Raw genomic sequence first — 298 nt, 5'->3', positions numbered from 1 at the left:
AGAGCTGCGTGCGGGGCTGGCCGCCCTCGCGGCAGGCGAACCGGCGGCGAACGTCGTCACCGGACGGGCTCAGTCGGCGGGCAAGGTCGGGTTCCTGTTCTCGGGTCAGGGTTCGCAGCGGCTGGGGATGGGGCGTGAACTCTACGACGCCTTCCCGGTGTTCGCGGCGGCGTATGACGAGGTGTGCGTGCTTTTGGACGCGCCCGTGGATGTGGACTCGGAGGAGTTGAATCAGACGGGTTCGACGCAGCCGGCGTTGTTCGCGGTCGAGGTGGCGTTGTTCCGGCTGTTGGAGTCG

Annotated in this window: 1 protein-coding gene; it reads left to right on the top strand. The window is 68.1% G+C overall.

Annotated features, from left to right (window positions below):
- A partial coding sequence (locus IO33_RS45430; protein WP_037687603.1) for an acyltransferase domain-containing protein occupies positions 1–298 on the top strand: 298 nt, incomplete at both ends.

It is taken from the genome of Streptomyces durhamensis, assembly GCF_000725475.1.
Lineage (GTDB): Bacteria > Actinomycetota > Actinomycetes > Streptomycetales > Streptomycetaceae > Streptomyces > Streptomyces filipinensis.
The sequence above is the reverse complement of the archived record's forward strand: the minus strand, read 5'-3'. Positions and strand labels throughout refer to the sequence as shown.